This window comes from Parafrankia sp. EUN1f (genome assembly GCF_000177675.1).
Lineage (GTDB): Bacteria > Actinomycetota > Actinomycetes > Frankiales > Frankiaceae > Parafrankia.
The window spans coordinates 1-21933 of record NZ_ADGX01000142.1 but is presented as its reverse complement, the minus strand read 5'-3'; the positions used below and the strand labels follow the sequence as shown (position 1 = coordinate 21933).

Genomic DNA, 21933 nt, shown 5'->3' with positions numbered 1-21933 from the left:
AAGATCGTCTGTCATTGCCAAAGGAATTTCCCACCACAACCAGAACATCAGCCCTGGCCATGGACGGGGGTTTAAAACTAAATGGCACTGACTATTCGGTACGCTGTTGAGTTCTCAAGGAGCAGATGCAACCGAAGGTGCCTTTCGGCGTTTCCGGTGCTTCTTCAACTTACTCGGTATTTCCGGCCGGTGTCAAATCGCCGTGTTTCGCGACTTTCCACTCTGCCTTTGCCTCATCCGGTTCGGCCTTTCGGCCCCGGCTGCGGCGACTCGGCTAAAGTACCGGGCGTTTCGGGCTTGTGTCAAATCGCCGTGTTTTGCGATTCCGCCACTTTGCCTTTGCCTCATCCGGTTCGGCCTATCGGCCCCGGCTGCGGCGACTCGGTGAAGTTACCGATGCTTTCGGGTTTGTGTCAAATCGCTCCGGACTCGCCGGCGACTGCCACTCTTTCCAACCTTACCGCACTGTTTTCGGGCTCTGTCCTCGGGGGGTCTGCGCCCCCTCGGAGGATCCTGGGCCCGCCAACCATCGGTTCTTCCGTTCCGATCAGGCGGTAAGGAGGAACTATACACGAGGGATCCGGGGTGTGGACGCACCCCGCCCGCCACATGCATCCCCGGCCTACCGGGCCTCGTCGAACGGCCGCCCCCTGCGCTCGCGGCCTCCGGGCGCGGCCGGCCGATCCGCACGACGTGCCGCCCCGGTCCACGCCGAATGTGTGAACAGTCCGTTCCGATGAACGTGCGGACGCCGAATCCGCCACAAACCCGCCTGTGCGCGGACGTCGGCCCGGGCGGATCGCGGTGAGATCCCCATGGATGGTTCACCGGCGCGAGCGGTCGCCCGCCAGCTCTGGTCGCTGCGCCGCCCAGCGCGCCCAGCCGGCCAACGCCTCGTACAGGCGCGCACCGCCCTCGATCGCGATACGCAGTGACCTCTGTTGCGGCGTGTCCAGCACATTTCCATGGTCGGCGGCGTCGGCGTACGTCCGGTACCTGCTGGCTGCCGCGGCGAAGAAGTCGGCCTCCCGCACCAGATGGGCGTTGAGGTCACCCGGGTCCATCAGCCAGAAGAAGAAGGACCGCAACAGCGGCTGCAGCCGGGTTGTGTGATCGACCTCGGACGGTTCGCTCAGCCAACGCCGGATCTCGGCCAGGCCGGCGTCCGTGATGCGGTAGGCCTTGCGGCCACGCGGTCCCTCACTGTCGATCTCGATGAGTCCGTCGCTGGCGAGGCGGCTCAGCTCGCCGTAGATCTGGGGATGCCCGGCCGGCCAGACTGCCCCCAGCACCTGCTCGAACCGTCGGGTGAGGTCGTAGCCACTGGCCGGCCCTTCGGCCAGCAGGCCCAGCAGCCCGTGACGTAGTGACACTCAGATACCTCCCGCCGCCCCATCGCTACGTAGCGTAACCGAGAAGCTGTCGGTGAGGGGCTGAGATGAGGCAGCGAGGAGCTGAGCGGAGTCAGGAACGCCGACGGCCGGGTGCGGGCCCCTGTTCGGAGGAACCACACCCGGCCGTCCTGCCCGCCCGGGCCGTCGATGCGGCCGGCCCGGGCACAGCACCGGATCGGACGATCAGCCCGCCTTGTGCTTCTCGATCTCCGTGGTGAGCTGCGGGACGACGTTGAACAGGTCGCCGACCAGCCCGTAGTCCGCGAACTCGAAGATCGGGGCCTCGGGGTCCTTGTTGATGGCCACGATCGTCTTCGAGGTCTGCATACCGGCCCGGTGCTGGATCGCGCCGGAGATGCCGACCGCGATGTAGAGCTGCGGCGACACGGTCTTGCCGGTCTGGCCGACCTGGTTCTGGTGCGGGTACCACCCGGCGTCGGTCGCGGCGCGCGAGGCACCGACGGCGGCACCAAGCGTGTCCGCCAGCTTCTCGACCAGGCCGAAGTGCTCGGCGGCACCGAGACCACGCCCACCGGAGACCACAACCTGCGCCTCGGTGAGGTCGGGCCGGCCCGACTTGGCCTCGACGACACGGTCCACGATCTTCGCGCCCTTGGCGGCGTCAGAGATCGCGATGTCGACCGTGGTCTCCGCCGGAGTCGACGGCGCGGCCTCCGGCGCGGTGGAGTTCGGACGAACGACGACGATCGGGGTGCCCTTGGTGACCTTCGAGCTGACGATCGTCGAACCGCCGAAGATGCCCTGGGTGGCCGTGAGGTCCGGGGCCAGCGCGGTCGCGTCCCAGATCAGGCCCGAGTCCGTCCGGGCGGCGGTGCGGGCCGCCACCTCGCGGGAGTCCGGCGTCGCGGCCGCCAGCACGGCGACCGGCGACGTGTCGGCGACCAGCTTCGACAGGACCTCGGCCGCGGGCGCGCCGATGAAGTTCGCGACGTCGTCGGACTCGACCACGTAGATCTTCGCGGCGCCGTACTGGGCCAGGTAGTCCTTCGCCTTCGCGAGGGTGCCCGGGGCGCCCAGGAACACCGCCGACGGCTCGCCCAGGGTGCGGGCCAGGGTCAGCAGCTCGGCCGTGACCTTCTTCGGCTCACCGTCGGTGTGCTCGACGAGAACAAGTACTTCAGCCATCGAACAGCCTTCCTCAGATGAGCTTCTGCGCCGCGAGGAACGAAGCGACCTTCGCGCCGCCGTCGCCCTCGTCCTTGACGATGGTGCCGCTCTGCCGCGGCGGTGCCGGCTGCGACTCAACGACCGTGGAGGCGGCGCCGGCGAGGCCGACCGAGGCCGCGTCCAGGCCGGCGTCCGCCGCCGAGAGCTTGGTCAGCGGCTTCTTCTTGGCCGCCATGATGCCCTTGAACGACGGGTAACGCGGCTGGTTGATCTTCTCAACGACGCCGACGACCGCGGGGAGAGCCGCCTCGACCAGCGCGTAGCCGTTGTCGGCGAGGCGCTCCACCGTGACCTTGCCCGCGCCCGGGTCAACCGTGACCTTGCGGGCCTGGGTGAGCTGCGGAAGCCCAAGCCGCTCCGCGAGCAGGGCACCCATCACACCGCCACGGGCGTCGGAGGCCTCCGACGACGTGATGACGAGGTCGGGCGAAAGGGTGGAGATCACCTTGGCGAGCGCGGCGGAGGTGGCGAGCGCGTCCGAGCCGTGCAGCGAGTCGTCGCTGAGGTGAACCGCCTTGTCCGCCCCCATCGACAGCGCCTTGCGGATCGTCTCGACGGCCTTCTCGGGCCCCATCGTGACGACCGTCACCTCGCCGCCGTGGGCTTCCTTGATCTTCAGAGCCTCTTCGACCCCGTACTCGTCCATCTCGTTCATGACGTTGTCGACGCTCTTGCGGTCGACGGTCTTGTCCGAGGCGTCGAGCTTCTTCTCCGCCCAGGTATCGGGAACCTGCTTGACGGTAACGACGATGTTCACGCCTTGGGGCCTCCGTAGCCAGCAAAATCGATGTCGCTCCTCCTCGCATCGTCGCATCTGACGCGCGCACGTGCCCGATGATCCCGGCCCCGGCGCAGCGGCCCCCGGGGCCGTTCCCCGGGGCGCCCACGCCTCCTGGACGACATCGGCGGACATGGACCGGACGACCAGAACACGCCACACCAACGGGATATCCCTACACAGTCAGTAGCTTCCCACCGGATACCGTCGGCGCGGCCGGGATGGCGACCGTCGGCACGACCTTCGACCAGGGCGCGGAACTGTGAGGTGCCACATACTGCGGGCCACCATGTCGCCCACCCCTCCCGCCGTCGGCGGTGCGGGCACAGAAAGTACAAGGGTCCCCAGTCCCGGCATGACCGTGCATTGTGTCCCTCTAATGCACACCCCCTTCCTGAATGCGTGACCAATCGGCTACTTTCTGCCCTGTGAGGTCGTCGCGGGCCGACAACGGAGGCCCTCCGGCCACGCCCACGTAGACGGGGGAGACGTAGACATGGTCACGGACGAGCTCACCGCCAAGGCGTCGCCGGAGCAGCGGCGGCCGGGGAATCCGGGCCGGTCGGGCCGCACTTCCCCGGGGCCGGAGAAACAGGCCGGCGCGCCGCGGCAGTCGGCGACACGCCCAGCGGCGGGAGCGCCGCGGCAGCCCGCCGCCAGGAGCACCGCCGGCACCACGAAAGCCGGCACCACGACCGGGACGTCCGCGGCTGGGACGTCCGCGGCTGGGACGTCCGCGGCTGGGACGTCCGCGGCTGGGACCACGGCGGCCGTAGCCACCGCGACCGACCGCGGTCCGGCCGCACCGGGCCTGTTCGCCCGCCTGCTGGCCGAGGCCGGGATCTCCGACACCCGCTTCGCCCGCCAGGTCAACAACCGCGCCAGAACACAGCGCCGCGTCGAGCTCGGGCTCGCCCGGACCACCGTCGGCCACTGGCGGCGCGGCATGAAGCCGCGGGACCCGATGGTCGCGGAGCTGGCCGCCGCCGAGCTCTCCGCCGTGGTCGGCTATCCGGTTCCGCCGGCCGACCTCGGCTGGCGAGGCGAGGGCTACGAACGCGACGACCTGGGCCTCGCCGTCGCAGACCTGCCTGACGACACCCTGAGGACACTCGCTGGACTTTCAGGACGAGACATGCGGCGACGTGACGTGCTCCACGACGGGGCGGCGTTCGCCGCCGCCGCCTTCGCCGACCCGGTTCTGTCCAGCCTGACCGGCGTCATCAGTCGCATCACGGGTGACACACCCGCGTCCCCGTCCGGGGGCGCGATGATCCGCGACATGACGGCGACGTTCCGCCGGCTCGACGCCCGGTTCGGCAGCAGCGAGATCCGCCCCCAGGTCGTCGCCTTCCTGCACGACCGGACCCGGGCCGCGGTCGACGGCCCCGCCGACACCGACACCTTCAGCGCGCTCGCCGAGCTGGCGCAGCTCAGCGGCTGGCTCGCCCAGGACTGCAACCGCCACGCCCTCGCGCAGCGTTACTACATCCAGGCGCTGAGCCTCGCCGAGCACGCCGAGGACGTCATGATGGCCGGCAGGGTTCTTTCGGCCATGAGCGACCAGGCCGCCGCGCTGGGGCACCATCGGCACAGCCTGGCGCTCGCCCGCGCGGCCATCGACCGGGCCGCCCGGCAGTCGGCACCCCCCGTCCAGGCGATGCTGCAGGACCGGCTGGCCTGGGCCCTGGCCCGCAACGGCGACGAGTCCGGCTGTATGCGCGCGCTCGCGGAGATGGAACGGGTGATCTCCCGGGAGCCGGGCGAGGCACCGTCCTGGGCCGGGCATTACAACTCCGGCGACGTCGCCGAGTGCCAGGGCCACTGCTTCATGCTGCTGGGAAAGTCCACCGTCGCGGAGCAACGGCTGCTGGAGGCGCGCTACCTGCAGGGCGAGGCCCGCGCCCGCAGCCGCGCCTACGCCGAGGCGGACCTCGCGCTGTCCTACCTGCGGCGGCCGCGGCCCGATCTGGAAGCAGCGATCGAGGCCGGCTACCAGGCAGTCGAACTGGCCGGGTCGGTCTCGTCGACCCGGATCACCAACAAGCTCACCGAGCTGGACGAGGCTATCGCCGGATTCTCCAAGGTGGTCGCCGCGCGCGAATGGCGCAGCCGGGTCAGCGACGTGGTGGGTCGCGGCCGGGAGCACCCGCGGGTCACCTCGGGCTGACAGGCCGCCAGGGGCTGACAGGCCGCCAGACCCGCCCACGCCCTCCCGGGCCGGCACGGCACGGCACGGCACGGCACGGCAGCGAACGACCACGGCGCAACCGCTACGGCGCAACCGCTACGGCGCAACCGCTACGGCGAACTCGCACTTGGCGCTCCGGTCCGACCCGCGGCGGATGCTCCGTCCGACCCACTGCCGGGCGCTACGCGGTGACCAGTCACGCTTGTCGCGTGAGTCTCGCGAAGGACGTCGGCCGGCGCCTGGGCCTGCGCGCCCCCTCAGCAGGCGGCCGCCGGGCCGCCGGTGGTGACGGCGACCGGCCAGGCGGAACAGGTGGCACGGGCGGCACCGGTGGCACCGGTGGCACACCGGCGGTCCCCGCCGTCGGACCGACCGGTGCCGGCGGCGGCCGTGGCGGCACCGGCGGTGGCGGTACCGGCAGCCCGGCGGGACGGCGCGGGGGCGCCGGGGGACGTGGGGGCGCCGGGAGATCTGGTGGCAGCGCACCGTCCACTGTGACGGGACGGGAGCTGCTGGTCGCCGCCGCGTGGCTCGTCACGGCGGCTCTCGCCATCATCGCGGTCGGGCGGCTCGTCCACCTCGACGACGCGATCACCTGGCCCTACACGGTGGCCAACGCGCTGACGCCGTTGCTCTATCTGCCCGTGTACGCCGCCCTGGCCGTCGGTTTCGCGCTGCGACGCGGCCGCCTCATGATGCTGTGCGGCCTGGTCGCGGTGGCACACCTGTTCTGGGCGGTGCCGGAGCTCTTCCCAGGCGGTCCGGAGAACGCCCCGCAGGGCTCGGCCCGGCTGCGGGTGATGGCGGCGAACCTGCTTTACCACAACGCCGAGGCGGGCCGCCTCGGTGACCAGATCCGCCACGCCAGCCCGGATGTCCTCGTCCTCGTCGAGCTCTCACCGCTGACGCTGACGAAGCTGCGCGATTCGGGTGCGCTCGCGGACTACCGCTATTCCGAGGTCCACCCCCAGGAGGGCGCTTTCGGCGCGGCGGTGTTCTCCCGGTTCCCGCTCTCGGACGCGGCGACGCCCGAGGTCGCCGGGTACTCCTCGCTGCGGGCGACGGTGCGGGTCGACGAGCGCCGGTCGTTCGTCGTCCACGCCGTGCACACCATCGCGCCGACGAGCGGGGAGTACGCGCGGGCGTGGCGCGACCAGCTCGACCACCTGCGGACGGAGGTGGAGGCGTCCAGGCTCCCGGTTGTTCTCGCCGGGGACTTCAACGCGACCCGTGACAACCGGCCGCTGCGCGAGCTGATCTCCGCCGGCGTACGCGACGCGCATGACGTCGTGGGCGCGGGGTGGACCCCGACCTGGAACGCGAGCATGTTCGCGGTTCCCCCGATCGCCCGGATCGACCACATCCTGGCCTCACCGGCCTTCGCGATCACCGGTTACCAGATCGGCTCCGAGTTCGGCAGTGACCACAAGCCGGTACTCGCCGACCTGGCCATGCGCTGAGCCCGGGCGGCGCACCGCAGTCCCACACGGCCCGCGGCTCCGGGCTGCTGAGAATCATGGTCGTCACAACGACCAGAATCCTCAGATCTTCGGACGGACCAGGCCCACCGGGGCCGGGTCTACCGCCCGACGAAGTCGGCCTTGCCGGGGCCGTTCGCGATGAACGAGTCCATCCCCAGCCTGCGGTCCTCGGTACCGAACAGGCCGACGAACAGGGCCGACTCCAGCCGCAACGCCTCGGAGAGGGCGAGCTCGGAGCCGTCGTCGATCGCCTGCTTCGCCGCCGCGAGAGCCAGCGCCGGGCCGGCCACGTACCGCCCCGCCAGCCGCAGCGCCTCCGCGTACACCTCGTCGGCGGGCACGACCCGGTCGGCGAGGCCGATCGCCTCCGCTTCGGCGGCGCGCACCTGCCGGCCGCTGAACACAAGGTCCTTCGCCCGGGCCGGACCGACGAGCCGGGGCAGCCGCTGCGTGCCGCCGGCGCCGGGGATGACACCGAGCGTGATCTCCGGCAGGCCGACCTTGGCGTTGTCCGCGAAGACCCGGAAGTCGGCGCACAGCGCGAGCTCCAGCCCGCCGCCGAGGGCGTAGCCGGTGACGGCGGCGATGACCGGCTTCGGGATCCGCGCGATCAACTCGAAGACACCGGTCAGATCACGGACCCAGGCGGCGATGCCGGCGACGTCCAACCCGGCCATCTCCTTGATGTCCGCCCCCGCGGCGAACACCTTCTCGCCGCCGTAGAGGACGACCGCGCGGATGTCGCGACGTTCGGTGGCCTCCTGGACCGCGACCCGCAGGTCGGCGGTGAGCGCGGCGCTCAGCGCGTTCATCGGCGGACGATCCAGCCTGATCGTCCCGACTCCGTCGGCGACCTCCAGCCGCACGAGCGCCATCCCGAACACCTCCACCTCGCCGTGAAACCGTGGGCCGCGCATCCGCGCCGTGGCCGCGACCGCAACCGCAACCGTGGACGTGGCCGTGGCCCCTCGGGGACCCGGCAAACCCTAGCCGAGTCGGGCCCGTCGGCGAGGCGGACAGCGTCGAGGGTCACCGCTCGCCGGCGGCGCATCGCAGCCGACGAGAGGCCCCCCGCAGCCATCCACGGACACCCGAGGCGGGCAGGCCGCGACCGGTGCGATCACGGCCGGTAAATGGCGAACCCCGGACCGCGTCGATCCGGACAAGGATCCAAGCAAAAAAGTGACGCATATCACTTGTCTGACCGACAGGACGCGTTTCCAGGACCAGCCGGCTCGCCCGGCGTTAGCGTCGAAGCCATGATCCGTCCCGGCAGCGCGAAGTCGCTCGGCGTCCGCTGGGACGGGGCCGGCGTCAACATCGCCGTCGCCGCACCGCACGCGGAGGCCGTCGACTTCTGCCTCTTCGACGACGCGGACGGCACCGGCGAGCGCAGGCACCGGCTGCCCGAGCGGGATGGCGGCGTCTGGCACGGCTACCTCGACGGGGTCCGCCCGGGCCAGCTCTACGGCCTGCGCGCGCACGGCCCGTACGCGCCGGAGCTCGGCTACCGGTACAACCCGGCGAAACTCCTGCTCGACCCGTACGCCCGCCAGGTGACCGGCGACTTCGTGCCGCATCCGGCGGTGCACGGGTACTCCGACGGTGATCCGTACGGGCGCGAGCCGGACGGCCGCGACTCGGCGCCGTACGTGCCGAAAGGCGTCGTCACCGGGACGGCCACGGGCCCCGACCCCACCACGAACCGACCGGGCATCCCGTGGTCCGACACGATCGTGTACGAGCTGCACGTCCGCGGCTTCACCCGGCGCCACCCCGCCGTGCCCGAGCCGCTGCGCGGAACCTACGCGGGCCTGGCGCACCCGGAGGTCATCGACCACCTGCGCCGGCTCGGGGTCACCGCCGTCGAGCTGCTGCCCGTCCACGCCCACATCTCCGAGATGTCCCTGCTCGAGCAGGGACTCACCAACTACTGGGGCTACAACACGCTGGGCTTCTTCGCCCCCCATCCGCGCTATGCGGCCACCGGGGACCCGGTGGGCGAGTTCCGCGCCATGGTCGCGGCGCTGCACGAGGCCGGCCTCGAAGTGCTGCTGGACGTCGTCTACAACCACACCGCCGAGGGCAACGAACGCGGGCCGACGCTGAGCCTGCGCGGGCTCGACAACGCCGAGTACTACCGGTTGGAGCCCAACGACCCACGGCGGTACCGCGATGTGACCGGCTGCGGCAACACCGTCGACGCGACGTCCCCCCATGCCGTGCAGCTCATCTGCGACTCGCTGCGGTACTGGGTCGCCGAGATGGGGGTCGACGGGTTCCGGTTCGACCTCGCCACCGCGCTCGCCCGCGCCCCGGAGGGCTACGACCCGGGCGCTCCCCTGCTCACCGCGATCCACGCCGATCCGCTGCTGGGCTCGGTGAAGCTGATCGCGGAGCCCTGGGACCTGGGCTGGGCCGGCTACCAGGTCGGTGCGTTCCCCGCACCGTGGTCGGAGTGGAACGGCCGGTACCGCGACACGGTGCGGGACGTCTTCAGCGGGCGCACCGGCAGCGTCGCCGATCTCGGGTACCGCGTCACCGGCTCGTCCGACCTGTTCGAGCACGACGGCCGCCGGCCCTGGGCCTCGGTGAACTTCGTGACCGCGCACGACGGCTTCCCGCTCGCGGACCTCGTCTCGTACCGGGAGAAGCACAACGAGGCCAACCTCGAGGGCAATCGGGACGGCGAGTCGGAGAACCGGTCGGCGAACTTCGGCGCCGAAGGCCCGACCGACGACCCGCAGATCCTGGCCACCCGCCGGCGGGTGCGGCGCGCGCTGATCAGCACGCTGCTGCTGTCCGCCGGCGTGCCGATGCTGGTGGCGGGCGACGAGCTGGGACGTTCGCAGCAGGGCAACAACAACGCCTACTGCCAGGACAACCCGGTCTCCTGGCTGGCCTGGCCGGCCTGGTCCACGGACGTGCGGGCACCGGCGGACGGGGAGACACCGGCGGCTGGCCCGGCCCAGGCTGGCCCGGCCCAGGCTGGCTCAGGCCCGGCCGATGTGGACCCGGCCGGCTCGGACCCCGCGCTGCTCGCCCTGGTCAGCGGGCTCACCAGGCTGCGGCGGACGTCCCCGGTGCTGCGCCGGGAGCGGTTCTTCCGCGGTGGGGCGGTCGACGGCGACATCCTGCCGGACATCACCTGGTTGCGGGCGGACGGCGCGGTGATGTCACCGGCGGACTGGAACGCCCCACAGGTGGCGATCCTGGTGGCCCACCTGGCCGGCACGTCGATCGAGTGGTCCGATCCGGCCGGGCAGCCGATCGCCGGCGACAGCCTGCTGCTCGTGATCCATCCCGACGGCGCGGACGGACCGCTCGTGCTTCCCGGCGAACCGTGGGCCTCCGGCTACGAGCTGCTGCTGGACACCGCCGAGGACGACCTCGCCGGCTTCCCCGGCACGATCGACGCACCGCGGCGGTCACTCGGCCCCGGGGAGACGCTGCTCGTCCGTGGCCACGCCGTCGTCGTCCTGCGGGCACTGCCCGCGCGCCGCTCCTCGGTGATCCCCGTGTCCGGTCCGGACACGGGGATCACCGAGCCAGGCGAGCCAGCGGCACAGCCCGACCAACCCGAGCCAGCCGAACAGCCCGAACAGCCCGAACAGCCCGAACAGCCCGGGCCAGCCGAGCAGCCCGGGCCGGCGGCGCAGTAGCGAACCTCGGTCAGGGGTTGGTGACCAGGCCCAGCTCGGCCGGGCTCGCGAGGAGCGGGTGGCGCGGCAGCACCCGCACCGTGTAGCCGAACGGACCGGTCCGCCCCAGCGGGATGGTGCCCTCGAAGCGGTGGCCGTGGCCGCCCTCACCCTCGCCCTCCCCGACCTCGCGCAGCGAGAGGGTGCTGGCGGTGAGGATGCGGTCGGTCTCGTCCACCCGGCCGTACGAGGCGATCACGTCGACGTCGGCGAGGTCCAGGCCGCCGAGGTCGACGGTCGCCCGGACGACCAGGGACTGGCCCACCTGGGGGGTGTCGCCGAGTCCTGCGGAGTCGACGTTGAGCACCCGCACGCCCGACCAGCCCGCGCGCACGCGCTGCTTCCACGCGGCGAGGTCACGGGCACCCGCCAGGTCGTGCCCGGTCGCCTGGCTGGCGGAGCGGCCGGCCGGCACGTAGTAGCGCTCGACGTACTCGCGCACCATGCGGGTGGCCAGCACCTGCGGCCCGAGCGTCGACAGCGTGTGCTTGACCATCGCCGTCCACCGCGGCGGGTGGGCCGACGGCACCGGCCGGTCGTAGAAGCGCGCGGTGACGGTGTTCTCCAGCAGGTCGTACAGGGCCGCCGACTCGATGTCGTCGCGCCGGTCGGGGTCCTCCACACCGTCCGCGGTCGGGATCGCCCAGCCGTTCTGGCCGTCGAACATCTCGTCCCACCAGCCGTCCCGGATGGACAGGTTCAGGCAGCCGTTGAGGGCGGCCTTCATCCCGGACGTGCCGCAGGCCTCCAGCGGGCGCAGCGGGTTGTTCAGCCAGACGTCGCTGCCGGCGTAGAGGTAGCGGGCCATGCCGATGTCGTAGTCCGGCAGGAACACGATCCGGTGGCGCACGGCGGGGTTGTCGGCGAACTGCACGATCTGCTGGACGAGCAGCTTGCCACCGTCGTCCGCGGGATGCGCCTTGCCGGCGATGACCATCTGGACGGGGCGCTCGGCGTGCAGCAGCAGGCGCTTGAGCCGCTCGGAGTCGCGCAGCATCAGGGTCAGCCGCTTGTAGGACGGCACGCGGCGGGCGAAACCGATCGTGAGCACGTCGGGGTCGAACACCGACTCGACCCAGTCGAGCTCGCCCGGCGCGGCACCGCGCTGCAGCCACGAGGCACGCACCCGGCGCCGGATCTCGGCGACGAGCTGTTCGCGCAGCTCGCGGCGGGTCGCCCAGATCGCCTCGTCGGACACCCGGTCGAACTGGGCGAAGCCGGCGGCGTCGCCGCTGAGCAGGCCGGGGCCGGTCTGACGGTCCGCGAGCTCGACGACGGCGCGGGACACCCAGGTCGGTGCGTGCACGCCGTTGGTGACGGAGCCGATCGGCACCTCGCTGTGGTCGAAGCCGGGCCACAGCGCGGCGAACATCTCACGGCTGACGATGCCGTGCAGGCTGCTGACGCCGTTGGAGCGCTGGGCGAGCCGCAGGCCCATGTGGGCCATGTTGAAGACGTTGGGGTCAGGCTCGGCGCCGAGGTCGAGGACCCGCTCGACCGGCACGCCGGGCCAGGTGTTGTCGCCGCCGAAATGCCGCGCGACCAGGTCCTTGGGGAAGCGGTCGATGCCGGCGGGCACCGGCGTGTGGGTGGTGAACAGCGTGCCCGCGCGCGCGGCCTCCAGAGCCTCGTCGAAGCTCAGGCCGGTCTCGGTCAGCTCGCGGATGCGCTCCAGCCCGAGGAAGCCGGCGTGGCCCTCGTTGGTGTGGTACACGGTCGGGGCGGGCTCCCCGGTGACCGCGGAGTAGGCCCGCAGCGCCCGGACACCGCCGATGCCCAGCAGCATCTCCTGCAGCAGCCGGTGGTCCGTCCCGCCGCCGTAGAGCCGGTCGGTGACGCTGCGCTCGGCGGAGGAGTTGTCCTCGACGTCCGAGTCCAGCAGCAGCAGCGGAACCCGTCCGACCTGCGCCTTCCAGATCTGCGCGTGCAGGGTGCGGCCCTCGGGCAGGCCGACGGCGACCTTCACCGGCAGGCCGTCGGCGTCGGTGAGCTGGGTCAGCGGCAGGCCGTGCGGGTCGATCCCGGGGTAGCGCTCCTGCTGCCAGCCATCCCGCGACAGCGACTGGACGAAGTAGCCGGCCCGGTAGAGCAGGCCGACCCCGATGATCGGCACCCCGAGGTCGCTCGCGGTCTTCAGGTGGTCGCCGGCCAGGATCCCCAGGCCACCGGAGTACTGCGGCAGCACCTCGGTGATGCCGAATTCCGGCGAGAAATAGGCGATGGCGCGCGGAGCGTCCCCAATCGCCTGCTTCTGGTACCAGCGATCGGTGGTCAGGTAGTCCTGCAGGTCGTCCGCGGCGTCGGACAGCCGGCGGAGGAACTTCCGGTCCGTCGAGAGCGCCACGAGACGGTCGTGGTCGACCTCTCCGAGCAGCCGGACAGGATCGCCCTTGCAGGCCCGCCACAGCTCCGGATCGACGGACTCGAACAGGTCCAGCGTATCCGGATGCCACGACCAGCGAAGGTTCAGAACCAGCTCTCCCAGAGCAGCGAGCTGCTCTGGGAGCTGGGCACGGACAGTGAATCGGCGCAGCGCTCTCACGAGACGGGAAGCCTAAACAGGGAGCATGAACTTCCCGCACCCGGGTTCGGCGCGGCGGTAAAGAAGCGGGAACAACTTCGCCGCTATCCGCCCAGGACGACTACTCGTCCGGGGCGGTGGCGACCTTCGCCGCGAGTGCGGCCATGACCGACGGGTCGCGCAGGGTCGTGACATCGCCGAGCTCACGGCCTTCGGCGACGTCCCGCAGCAGCCGCCTCATGATCTTCCCGGAGCGGGTCTTGGGCAGATCCTCCGCCCAGATCACGCGCCGCGGACGGGCGAGCTTGCCGATCCGGTGGGCCACGTGGTCACGAAGCTCCGCGATCATGTCGTCGTCGCCGACCTGGTCACCGCGCAGCGTCACGAAGGCCACGATGGCCTGGCCGGTGTCGGCGTCGGCCTGGGCCACGACCGCGGCCTCGGCGACCGCCTCGTGCGACACGAGCGCCGACTCGACCTCGGCGGTGGACAGCCGATGACCCGACACGTTGATCACGTCGTCGATCCGGCCGATGATCCAGAAATAGCCGTCGGCGTCGAGGCGCGCCGCATCCCCGACCAGGTAGGTCCGCGGGCCGAACCGGGAGAAGTACGTCTGGACGAACCGCTCGTCGTCGCGGTACAGGGTGCGCAGCATCGACGGCCACGGACTGGTGATCACCAGGACGCCGGTGCCCTCGGTCAGCGGCTCGCCGTCCTCGGTCAGCAGCGCCGGGGTGATGCCCGGCAGCGGCCTGGTCGCCGACCCGGGCTTGGTCGAGGTGATCCCGGGAATCGGCGAGATCATGATCGAACCGGTCTCGGTCTGCCACCAGGTGTCCACGATCGGGCAGCGCCCGCCGCCGATCACCTCGTGGTACCACAGCCACGCCTTCGGGTTGATCGGCTCACCGACCGAGCCGAGCACCCGCAGCGAGGACAGGTCGTGGCGGGCCGGGTACTCGGCGCCCCACTTGATGCACGCCCGGATCGCCGTAGGCGCGGTGTAGAAGATGGTGACCTTGTACTCGGCGATCAGCTGCCACCAGATGTCGAAGTCCGGATAGTCCGGCGCCCCCTCGTACATCACGCTCGTCACGCCGTTCGACAGCGGTCCGTACACGATGTAGGAGTGCCCGGTGATCCAGCCGACGTCGGCCGAGCACCAGTAGACGTCCGTCTCCGGGTCGAGGTCGAACACCGCGCGGTGGGTGTAGGTCGCGCCGAGCAGATAGCCGCCGGTCGTGTGCAGAATGCCCTTCGGCTTCGCCGTGGAGCCGGAGCTGTAGAGGATGAACAGCGGGTGCTCGGCGCCGAGCGACGCCGGCGGGCACACCGGGTCCGCGGCCGCGAGCAGCTCGTCGTACCAGACGTCCCGCCCGGCGCGCATCGCCGTCTCGACCCCACCGACCGGGCCGGTGGAGCGCACGACCACGACGTGCTCCAGCTTCGGCAGGTCCGCCATCTCCTCGTCCACGCCGGCCTTCACCGCCGCCGTGCGGCCCTTGCGGCGCGCCCCGTCGACGGTGATCAGCACCTTCGCGTCGGAGACCTCCATGCGCTCCCGCACCGCCGACGGCGCGAACCCGCCGAAGACCACGTTGTGGACCGCGCCGATCCGGGCGCAGGCGAGCATCGCGACCGCGACCTCGGGGATCATCGGCAGGTAGATGCCGACCACGTCACCGGCGGCGACACCCAGCGAAAGCAGGCCGTTCGCCAGCTTCTGCGTGTCGGCGAGCAGCTCGGCGTATGTGACGTCCCGGCGCTCGCCCTCCTCCCCGCGCCAGTGGTAGGCGACCCGCTCCCCCAGCCCGGCCGCGACATGGCGGTCCAGGCAGTTCACCGACACGTTGAGCTCGCCGTCGTCGAACCAGCGGTAGAACGGCGGGTTCGTGTCGTCGAGCACCCGGGTGAACGGCTTGTCCCAGCTCAGCAGCTCGCGGGCCTTCGCCGCCCAGAACCCGACCGGATCGGCGGCCGCCGCCTGCGCGTCGGCCTGCTCGGGCTGGCGTGGGGTGAAGCCGGCCGGCGGGTCGAAGCTCTCGACCGCCAGCAGCCGCTCCAGCTCGGCCTCCAGCTCACCGCCGACCTGGTGCTGCGGAGCTGGGCTGGCATCGCCCCTGTCTGTCGCGGTCATGGCTTCCTCCCACGTCGGCGAAGGCCTCGGCAGCATGGTCAATCCCCCGTGTTTCCACGGTCTATCACGATGCCGCCGGTACGTCCCAGGGCCGCACGACCGCCGAACGGCAAACGGCGCGCGTCAGGCGGTGGGCGGTCAGGTAGGTGGCCAGCAGGGTGGTGCGCGGTCAGGAGGTCGACGGCTGCCCGGCGCGCACCCAGGAGTCCAGCAGACCGAGCAGCTCCTGGGAGGCGAGCAGGCCGGTCCCGCTCGTCACCGTCAGGTTCGGTGCCTCCCAGCCAAGTTCGTGCAGCTCACCGTGCGCCGGACGCACGGCCCGGTCGGCGGCGGACAGCATCGGCATGTCGAGCACGGAGTCACCGGCGGCGAACACCCGGGACGCACCGACGCGGCGAGCGACCTCCATCACCGCCGCCTGCTTGGTGAGCGGTCCCGGGACCAGGTAGACCTTGCGCCCCTGGGACGACAGCGACCACCCGGCGGCGGCCACCTCGGCGGCGACCTCGGACAGGTCCGGAATCGCCTCCCGGGTGTGGGCGACCAGGTAGACGAAAAGGTCGTCGGCCACCCGGACCATCCGGGCCCAGTCCTGCGTCCCGAGCCGTTCGGCCAGATCGAGCATCTGAGCCAGCGGGGCGCACCCGTCGGCGAGGCGCGCGGCGATCTCGTCGGCCCACAACGGGTCGGGAACACCGTCGACGAGCAGGTGCCCGCCGTTGGCCGCGACCGCGTACCGGGGCCGCAGCCCCAGGTCGACCCGCTGGTACTGGGCGAGGGTGCGGGTGGTGACCGGGGTGAAGACCGCCGTCCGGTGCAGGTCGGCCAGCAGCCGCAGGCTCACGTCGCTGGAGAACGAGTAAGCGGCGCCGTCGATCTGCTCGACTCCGGTGACCTCGGGCTCCGCGGCTCCCGGCGCCAGCCCGAAGTGCTTGCGGGAGAAGATCAGCGTCAGGTCGAGATCGCAGGCGAGCAGCGCGGTGCCCGCTCCCGCACCTGCCTCGGCGTTGATGGTCATGACGCGACCGGGCGCCAGCGGGCCGCCGGCGTGTGGAACACCGGCTGCTCACCGGACTCGGTGCGGACCGGCCGGACCAGGCCGACGCAGGAGAACGGCAGATCCGCCATCTCCTCCACCGGAACTCCGCGCGCCTGTGCGAGCGCGAGCACGTGGGCGAGCTCGTCGAGCCGGTCGGGGGCGACCAGGATGCGCCACGGCACCCGGCGCAGCAGCACCCGGGTGGCCTCCCCGACACCGGGCTTCACCATGATCACATCCGGGATGTCGAACTGGTCCGCGATGCGCTCGACCGCGGCCCAGCCGTCCCAGGTGGGTGTGCGGTCGGCGGACCACAGCCGCGGCCACTCGCGGTCGACCTCGTCCGCGACGTCGTCGAACCAGCCGACGATCGTGTCGACGAAGTGCTGCGACAGGTCGTGCTCGGCCAGCTCCCGGTAGAACTTCGCGCCGTGGAAGTCGTCCGGGCCGATGTGCTCGGCGTTCAGGACGGTGCGGCTGACCAGGCCGCTGACGGTCGAGTTCAGGCAGGCGCTGGGGATCAGGAAGTCGTCGCGGGTGCCGAACAGCGGCACGCACCGGGCCGGGTCCGCGAGCACGGCGAGGGTGTCGTCGAGGCGCAGGTCGGGCCCGAGCCCGCGCACCGCCTCGGTCAGCACCCTCGTCATCACGCCCTTGCCGGTCCAGCCGTCGACGAACTGGACCGCCTCCGGGGCGTGCCGGTCGGTGATGTGGCGCACCGCGTTCAGGTCGAGGCCCCGGTCCTTGATGACCGAGATCGCGTAGTGCGGGACGTCGAGGCCATGCCGGAACAGGTACCAGCGCCGCATCAGGATGCCGATCGGCGTGCCCGCCCGGGCGATCGAGGCGAGCACCGGAGCCGGCTTGGTGTGCCGGACGAGCTCGGCCACGATCCCGGTGGCCAGCGCCACCCGCCGCGCCGACCGTTCCAGCGCCTGCCGGTAGATGTCCAGGTACGCGGCGTCGGGCTGGTATTCGATCGGCAGGTCCTCGGAGTAGTGCCGGCCGGACTGGAAGCCCTCCTCGCGGTCCTCCGTCGGCCGTTCGAGGTTCGCGTCGCTCAGGTCGGTGAGCAGGAAGGTGACGTCCTCGGGCAGGTAGGAGCCGGAACCGATCAGCGGCCGGCCGCCGGGCCCGACGGGCTGGGAGAAGCTCATTCGGCGCCTTCCGCGGGGTGCCCACCGGCCGCCGGCACGGGGCGGGGAGGCACGTGGCTGGGAATGGTCACGACGGTCACCGGTGCACAGGCACCGAGGGCGGCGACGAGGCCGTCCACGGCGGGGGCGCCGGGCACCGGCCCGCGGCCGTCCAGGGCCGCGTCGACGACGACCACGATGTCCTCGTAGCGGCCGGGCGCCACGTTGTACACGTGGCTGACCCGGGACGGGTCGTCCGGCGCGGGGAAGATCAGCGCCGATCGGATGGCGTACCCGTCCACGTCGAGGGGGTGCACCGGCGAGCGGGTGGTCGACTGGTAGAGGATCCGGCGTTCGGTGCGCTCCGCCAGGCACTGCGCGAGACGCATCGGCACGTACATCAGCTCCTCGGTGCCCAGGACCAGGATGTCCCCGCCCGCGGTGGGGTCACCGCCACGGGCGGCGCCGATGCCGGCCAGCACCTCGCCGGCCACGGCGGGAAGCTCCGCGGTGAGCCGCTCCCGGGTGTGCTGGGACCATCCGTGCCGCGCACCGTCCGGCAGACCGGCGGGCCAGGGCACCGTGACCCGGGTGACCGCACCGGCGGCCGAGTCGGCGGGACCCGCGTCCCCGGCGGCGGCGCCACCGGGGACGTCAGCGCCAGCGACAGCAGCAGCGCCGCCTGCCGAGCCGTCGGCCGCGGGTCCGGGTGCCGGTACGGGCGCGGCGCCGGTGCCGGTGCCGCCGGTGTCGGCGCCGGTGCCGGTGCCGGTGCCGGTGCCGACGCTGCCGCGGATGCGGGTGGCCCGTTCGGTGATGTCCACCGGCACCGCGACGGTCGCCGCCACGAGGGAGACGACGTCGATGCGCACCCCCAGCTCGGCGGCGAGCGCCTCGAAGGCGTCCCGTGCGGCCGGTGGCCGGGCATCGACGAGCGCGGCGACGGCGTAGTCCGTCCGGGGGGCGAACGCGTGCAGGATGCGGATGGTGCCGAGCGCGGTGCGCCCGGTGGACAGCTCGTCGTCGACGAGGAGCAGCCGCCCGGGCTGTGCCAGCACGTCCGGGTCCTGCGGCATGAGCCAGTGGTGGGTCGCGTGCGAATGGGACTCGACGAACTCCAGCAGCGGCGTGCTGCCCGGAACCTGCCGGCGGGTCGTGTGCAGGTAGTGGCTGTTCGGCAGCCCGTCGGCGACCGCGTGGCCCAGCGCGGTGGCGGTCTCGCAGTAACCGATGACGATCGGCACCGGCGCCGCCGCGGGCCCCGGCCCGGCCCACCGGCCCGGCTCGGGCAGGGCCCGGACCAGCGCGGCCAGGCGGGCGCCGGCGTCGAGCGCGACCGCGGGTGGCACCGGCAGATGCTTGCCGAGCACCCGGCTGACCAGCAGATGGGCGCGCCGGGGGTTACGCCGCAGCGCGAGCCCCACCAACCGGCGCAGGGCCAGCTCGTCGAGCTCGTCGGCCGGCTCGCCACCGCGGATCTCCACGCCCAGGCCCAGGGCCTCCCACAGCCAGTCCTCGTCCGCGAGGTTCGCGGCCAGGTTCGCGGTTGGGGTCTGCGCCGGCGGGTCGGCCAGGTGATCGGTCGGCTGCTCCGCCGCGCCGTTGCGGGTGCCCTCGCCGGGCATGACCGCCGTCAACGGAGTGCGTCCTGGGTGGCTGCAAGGACGTCGACGAAGGTCAGGTGCTCGCGCAGCACACCGAAGGCCCGCGCGCGGCGCCGGACGGCCTCGGCCCACAACCGGTGCGGGCGAAGCTCGTTCATCTTGTTCTCATAGCTGCTGGCCCGAACCCCGCCCGCGTCGCCGGCAAGAATCACCTCCGCGTCCTCGTACTCCTCCTGGGTGACCACATGGAGCGCCTGTACCGCCGGCACGTGGCTCGGATGGATCACCGTCTTGCCGATCAGGCCGTTGGCCTTGTCGAGAACGACCTCGCGAATGAGGCGGTCCAGGTCGGCCGAGACGAGCTCGGACCGGATACGCGCTCCGCGCTCGCTGCCCTCAATCAGGTCCGCTTCCTCGAACGGCGTGACTCTCAGTGCACTGACAAACAAACGCTCCGGCTGCGCGAAGTACTCCCACACCGGCCCGGTGACAACATGGTCACCGCCCCGGGCGCAGATATTCACGATGTCCGCGATGCAGTCCCGGACCACGGCGATGTCGTAGATCGTGAGGTCCCGGTCACGACGTAACCCGAACAGCCCGGAGAGATCTGTGGCCCCCAACCGCACCGCAAGCACGTTGTCCGCGTGCTTGTCGATCAGGCGTCGCACCCCGCCCAGCGCGTCGACCCTGGTTTCGCGGAAAATGACCGACGGGCTCTCCAGCACCGGCATCGCCCACAGCGGGCGGCCGAGAACCTCCGAACCGCGCAGCACCTCCTCCAGCGCCGCCTCGCCGTTCTCAATTCCGAACTTCGGCAGCACGAAACCCGCGAGAAGCCCGCGCGCCGCCTCGCCCATACGGGCCAGCAGGGTCGACATCTGGGTGACGTTGCGTACTCGGATGAAGAGCAGCGGCACGCCGTCGCCACAGGTCGGCGGATCCTCGCCGAGATCCGCCAGGGCCGCGATCACGTTTTCCTCGGCGGCGACCACCTCGTGGTCGGCGATCGCGTCCTCCAGGCAGAGGACCATCGAGGTCACGCCGGCCGCCACCTGCCGCCGGACGTCCCTGGCCAGGCGCGGTCTGGTGCCCGGGGCGTAGAGGGTCGCGCCCAGGGCGGTGGCCACCAGTCGACGGTCGTCGCCCGCGACGATCTCCTGGGGAGCGCGGTGGAACAGCGCCCCGGCGGTATCGCCGTCGAGGAAGCTGAAATGACGCAAACTGCGCGCTCCTGTCAGATCGATCCGACGGTGAGACCGAGGGCGTGACCGTGCAGGTCGCAGGGCCTCCGGCCGGGCCTGGGGCCCGTGGCGCTGACGGTACCCCGACCTTTCCCCGATCCGGGACGAAACACCACACGACGACTGGGTGGACAACTCCTTGTCCGACGGCAAACGGGCCGCCGCCCCATGACAGGAGGCGACGGCCCGTTTCATCGACACGTCGTCGTTACCCACCGGGCGGAGCCGGTGGTTCACACCCCGGACCGCCCCGAACCGCTCCGATCAGATCCGGTCACCCACCGTGGACCCGCTCGCACCCGCCGGCGTGATCCCGACCGGATCACACGGCGCCGAACAACTTCCGGTAGAGGGCGCCGGCCTTCGGGTTCTGACCACCGTTCTGAATGGTCGAGCAGACGTTCCCGGGAGCGGCGTCATGGAAGTACGACTCGTACCCCATCACATCGGCGTTCGCCTTGAACGTGTCGTACATCTTCTGAATGTAGAAGGGGTTGTCGCCGCCACCGCCGCGGCTGCACGAGGCGACACCCCACTCCCCGACGCCGACCTTCTTGCCGTGCTCACGGGCGAAGTTGATGAGATAGCACAGGCCGTTCGGCGTGTTGCACTGCTTGTTCCACTCCGCCTCGGTCCTCGAGGCCGGGAACCAGTCGTAGGAGTCGATGCCCACATAGTCGACGTACTCGTCCCCGGGGTAGGCGGCCCACGGAGTCCCGGTCTTGGGCACCGGCGAGGCATGCGCGTTGAAGGTCCAGTCGATCTTCACTTCCGGATCCGTGGACCGGATGGCCGTGGAGATCTTGCGGAAGCAGTCACGGAACTCGGTGCCCGCGTTGTCCGCATGCCAGTACATGAAGGTCCCGTTGAACTCCCACCCGATCCGGACGATGGAAGCGGCCCGACCGTTGTTCTTCAGGAAGGTACCGAACGTCTTCCAGTACCTGTCGTATTCACCCCGGGCACACGCCGCGTTGTTGCCCTGTCCCTTCGGGAAGGTCGGCTGGCTGATGATCAGCGTGCCCTGGAAGCCCTTGTACAGGTCCAGCGGCCAGCGCGGCTCGACCATCGCGGACCACCCCTTGCTCCGGACGGTGAAGACATGCGCCACGTCGTTCGGCCGACCGCGCCAGTTCCCGAAGGACAGCACCTGCGCCAGGATGTGCGACGGGTAGACACCCGACATCCAGGGCAGCCCGGAGAGCTTCCCGGGCGTGGCGGGCGTCGACCCGGTGCGCGCCGACGGGCTCGGCGCCGCGCCGGTGGACGGAGCCGGCGTCACGGCCGGCTCGGCGGTCGCCGACTCCGCCGTCGCGGTGCCCTGCGTCTCGGCCGCCGGCGCGGTCAGCTCCGCGTCGACGACGTCGAGAGTGCCGCTCACCTCGAGCGCGTCCTGCCTGGCGGTCACCGTCACCCGGCCGGAGAAGCCGGCAGGCACCTGGAACCCGAGGATGAAGCGGCCGTCCGTACCAGGCTGAGCCGTCGCGGAACCGCCGAGCTCGGCGGGGGGGGGGGG

The 21933-nt window shown here is 71.5% G+C and carries 14 protein-coding genes; 3 read left to right on the top strand and 11 right to left on the bottom strand.

The annotated features are described in order from the left end of the window. Nucleotides 1-824: 824 nt before the first annotated feature. From FREUN1FDRAFT_RS30125 to FREUN1FDRAFT_RS30115, 3 genes are all read right to left on the bottom strand, one after another. Nucleotides 825-1373 (bottom strand): PadR family transcriptional regulator, encoded by a 549-nt coding sequence (locus FREUN1FDRAFT_RS30125; RefSeq protein ID WP_006544091.1) that lies wholly within the window; start codon nt 1371-1373, stop codon nt 825-827. A 204-nt stretch (nt 1374-1577) separates the two neighbouring features. Next, nucleotides 1578-2540, bottom strand: a complete 963-nt coding sequence (locus FREUN1FDRAFT_RS30120) for an electron transfer flavoprotein subunit alpha/FixB family protein (protein ID WP_006544090.1) — start codon at nt 2538-2540, stop codon at nt 1578-1580. Nucleotides 2541-2553: 13 nt separating this feature from the next. Beyond that, on the bottom strand, nt 2554-3339 hold the full coding sequence (locus FREUN1FDRAFT_RS30115; RefSeq protein ID WP_006544089.1) for an electron transfer flavoprotein subunit beta/FixA family protein: 786 nt from the start codon (nt 3337-3339) through the stop codon (nt 2554-2556). A 517-nt stretch (nt 3340-3856) separates the two neighbouring features. Between FREUN1FDRAFT_RS30115 and FREUN1FDRAFT_RS30110 the strand changes: the two genes are divergently transcribed. Together FREUN1FDRAFT_RS30110 and FREUN1FDRAFT_RS42215 are read left to right on the top strand one after the other, a co-directional pair. After that, nucleotides 3857-5530 carry a hypothetical protein gene (locus tag FREUN1FDRAFT_RS30110; RefSeq protein WP_006544088.1) on the top strand — a complete coding sequence of 558 codons (1674 nt, stop codon included), beginning with the start codon at nt 3857-3859 and terminating at the stop codon, nt 5528-5530. A gap of 230 nt (nt 5531-5760) precedes the next feature. Beyond that, a complete protein-coding gene (locus FREUN1FDRAFT_RS42215; RefSeq protein WP_157475585.1) occupies nt 5761-7011 on the top strand; it encodes an endonuclease/exonuclease/phosphatase family protein in 1251 nt (416 codons plus the stop codon). A gap of 119 nt (nt 7012-7130) precedes the next feature. Here the strand turns inward: FREUN1FDRAFT_RS42215 and FREUN1FDRAFT_RS30100 are convergent, their stop codons facing one another. Beyond that, on the bottom strand, nt 7131-7907 hold the full coding sequence (locus tag FREUN1FDRAFT_RS30100) for an enoyl-CoA hydratase/isomerase family protein (protein ID WP_006544086.1): 777 nt from the start codon (nt 7905-7907) through the stop codon (nt 7131-7133). A 384-nt stretch (nt 7908-8291) separates the two neighbouring features. Between FREUN1FDRAFT_RS30100 and glgX the strand changes: the two genes are divergently transcribed. Then, the gene (gene glgX / locus FREUN1FDRAFT_RS30095) at nt 8292-10694 is read left to right on the top strand and encodes a glycogen debranching protein GlgX (RefSeq protein ID WP_006544085.1); all 2403 of its coding nucleotides are present in this window, start codon (nt 8292-8294) and stop codon (nt 10692-10694) included. A gap of 10 nt (nt 10695-10704) precedes the next feature. Here glgX and glgP read toward each other — a convergent pair whose 3' ends face one another. From glgP to FREUN1FDRAFT_RS30060, 7 genes are all read right to left on the bottom strand, one after another. Further along, on the bottom strand, nt 10705-13275 hold the full coding sequence (gene glgP / locus FREUN1FDRAFT_RS30090; protein ID WP_006544084.1) for an alpha-glucan family phosphorylase: 2571 nt from the start codon (nt 13273-13275) through the stop codon (nt 10705-10707). Between the two features lie 100 nt (nt 13276-13375). Further along, the gene (gene acs / locus FREUN1FDRAFT_RS30085; RefSeq protein WP_006544083.1) at nt 13376-15394 is read right to left on the bottom strand and encodes an acetate--CoA ligase; all 2019 of its coding nucleotides are present in this window, start codon (nt 15392-15394) and stop codon (nt 13376-13378) included. Nucleotides 15395-15563: 169 nt separating this feature from the next. Then, on the bottom strand, nt 15564-16412 hold the full coding sequence (locus FREUN1FDRAFT_RS30080) for a hypothetical protein (RefSeq protein WP_006544082.1): 849 nt from the start codon (nt 16410-16412) through the stop codon (nt 15564-15566). Further along, nucleotides 16409-17590 (bottom strand): cysteine protease StiP family protein, encoded by a 1182-nt coding sequence (locus FREUN1FDRAFT_RS30075; RefSeq protein WP_006544081.1) that lies wholly within the window; start codon nt 17588-17590, stop codon nt 16409-16411. The genes FREUN1FDRAFT_RS30080 and FREUN1FDRAFT_RS30075 overlap by 4 nt, the downstream gene beginning before the upstream one ends. Continuing rightward, on the bottom strand, nt 17587-19206 hold the full coding sequence (locus FREUN1FDRAFT_RS30070) for a phosphoribosyltransferase family protein (RefSeq protein ID WP_006544080.1): 1620 nt from the start codon (nt 19204-19206) through the stop codon (nt 17587-17589). Before FREUN1FDRAFT_RS30070 ends, FREUN1FDRAFT_RS30075 begins: the two co-directional genes overlap by 4 nt. Then, a complete protein-coding gene (locus FREUN1FDRAFT_RS30065) occupies nt 19203-20396 on the bottom strand; it encodes an HpcH/HpaI aldolase/citrate lyase family protein (RefSeq protein WP_006544079.1) in 1194 nt (397 codons plus the stop codon). Before FREUN1FDRAFT_RS30065 ends, FREUN1FDRAFT_RS30070 begins: the two co-directional genes overlap by 4 nt. 343 nt (nt 20397-20739) lie before the next feature. Next, nucleotides 20740-21933 (bottom strand): glycosyl hydrolase (locus tag FREUN1FDRAFT_RS30060; RefSeq protein WP_006544078.1); only part of this gene is annotated, 1194 nt, incomplete at its 5' end.

Coding starts and splice junctions, on each gene's coding strand:
- FREUN1FDRAFT_RS30120 (WP_006544090.1), bottom strand. CDS start 2,540: ATGGCTGAAGTACTTGTTCTCGTCGAGCACACCGACGGTGAGCCGAAG.
- FREUN1FDRAFT_RS30110 (WP_006544088.1), top strand. CDS start 3,857: ATGGTCACGGACGAGCTCACCGCCAAGGCGTCGCCGGAGCAGCGGCGG.
- FREUN1FDRAFT_RS30100 (WP_006544086.1), bottom strand. CDS start 7,907: ATGGCGCTCGTGCGGCTGGAGGTCGCCGACGGAGTCGGGACGATCAGG.
- glgX (WP_006544085.1), top strand. CDS start 8,292: ATGATCCGTCCCGGCAGCGCGAAGTCGCTCGGCGTCCGCTGGGACGGG.
- acs (WP_006544083.1), bottom strand. CDS start 15,394: ATGACCGCGACAGACAGGGGCGATGCCAGCCCAGCTCCGCAGCACCAG.
- FREUN1FDRAFT_RS30080 (WP_006544082.1), bottom strand. CDS start 16,412: ATGACCATCAACGCCGAGGCAGGTGCGGGAGCGGGCACCGCGCTGCTC.
- FREUN1FDRAFT_RS30075 (WP_006544081.1), bottom strand. CDS start 17,590: ATGAGCTTCTCCCAGCCCGTCGGGCCCGGCGGCCGGCCGCTGATCGGT.